Origin of the sequence: Escherichia sp. AM3 (assembly GCF_032029835.1) — a bacterium.
GTDB classification, from domain to species: domain Bacteria; phylum Pseudomonadota; class Gammaproteobacteria; order Enterobacterales; family Enterobacteriaceae; genus Escherichia; species Escherichia coli.
On the sequence record NZ_JAVUPQ010000274.1, the window covers coordinates 1 to 1,594 of the forward strand.

The 1,594-nt window shown below is 57.7% G+C and carries 1 pseudogene; it reads left to right on the forward strand.

Annotated elements, in window-relative coordinates:
- Positions 1-1,594: pseudogene (gene iroC / locus RTW80_RS25010) on the forward strand (salmochelin/enterobactin export ABC transporter IroC); the annotation flags it as partial.

The window sequence follows — 1,594 nt, forward strand, 5'->3', positions numbered from 1 at the left end:
GCGATTTTCTGGCCACGTCCCACAATAGCCACAACGAATTGTGGCCGGCTGAACCAGCGACACAAGACGATGTAACGGATACGGGGGATAAAGGTTTTGTCGCCCGTATGACCCGCGTACCGGAAAATGCAGTACAGCAGGCGCTGGCCGGTAAAGGCCGCAAAGTCACGTCACTACTGAAGCCTGTGGCGTGGATGTTCGTCATCGCCGCTCTGCTGATCGCACTCGATTCTGCGGCAGGCGTAGGGGTGCTGATACTGTTGCAGCACGGCATTGACTCCGGTGTCGCCGCAGGCGATATGTCGACCATCGGCCTCTGTGCCCTGCTCGCCCTGAGCCTGGTCATTGTGGGCTGGTGCAGTTATTCTCTGCAGACGGTCTTCGCCGCCAGAGCGGCGGAATCAGTTCAGCATTCGGTGCGCTTGCGCAGCTTCGGCCATATGCTGCGTCTTGGACTCCCCTGGCATGAAAAGCATGCCGATTCGCGTCTTACCCGCATGACCGTTGATGTGGACTCTCTCGCCCGCTTTCTGCAAAACGGCCTTGCCGGTGCGGCCACCAGTCTGGTGACGATGTTCGCAATCGCCGCCACCATGTTCTGGCTCGACCCGTTCCTGGCGCTGACGGCATTAAGCGCAGTGCCAGTGGCCGCACTGGCAACCATGATTTATCGCCGCCTCAGTACCCCTGCTTATGCACAGGCACGGCTGGAAATAGGCAAAGTCAACAGCACCCTGCAGGAAAAAGTCTCTGGCATGCGTGTCGTGCAATCGCATGGTCAGCAGGAACTGGAGGGCGCCCGGCTGCGCGCGTTATCGGAGCGTTTCCGCGCAACCCGTGTGCGAGCACAAAAATACCTTGCAGTCTATTTTCCGTTCCTGACATTCTGCACCGAGGCCTCCTATGCCGCTGTTCTGTTAGTGGGAGCTTCGCAGGTCGCCGCTGGAGAAATGACTGCCGGGGTACTGGCGGCTTTCTTCCTGTTGCTGGGGCAATTCTATGGGCCAGTGCAGCAGTTATCAGGGATTGTCGACGCCTGGCAGCAGGCGACAGCCAGCGGCAAACATATTGATGAACTACTGGCGACAGAAGGCACTGAGAACCTCGGCTCCTCTTCGGTCCTCCCTGTCACCGGTGCACTGCATCTTGATGAGGTCACGTTCAGTTATCCCGACAGTCACGAGCCAGCTCTGAACAAACTTACCCTGACGATCCCAGAGGGAATGGTTGTTGCGGTCGTCGGTCGCAGCGGTGCGGGTAAGTCGACGCTGATTAAGCTGATTGCCGGGTTGTATTTCCCCACGCACGGCAACATCAGAATCGGTGTGCAAATGCTCGATGATGCCTCGCTCGCTGAGTATCGTCGCCAGATTGGGCTTGTCGATCAGGATGTAGCACTGTTTAGTAGTGATATTGCAGAAAACATTCGTTATTCACGGCCATCCGCCACCAATGAAGACGTTGAAATTGCCTCACAGCGGGCAGGGCTGTATGAGATGGTGTGCAATCTGCCGCAGGGATTCCGGACACCAGTGAATAACGGCGGAGCCGATCTGTCCGCAGGTCAGCGCCAGTTGATTGCGCTGTCCCGCGC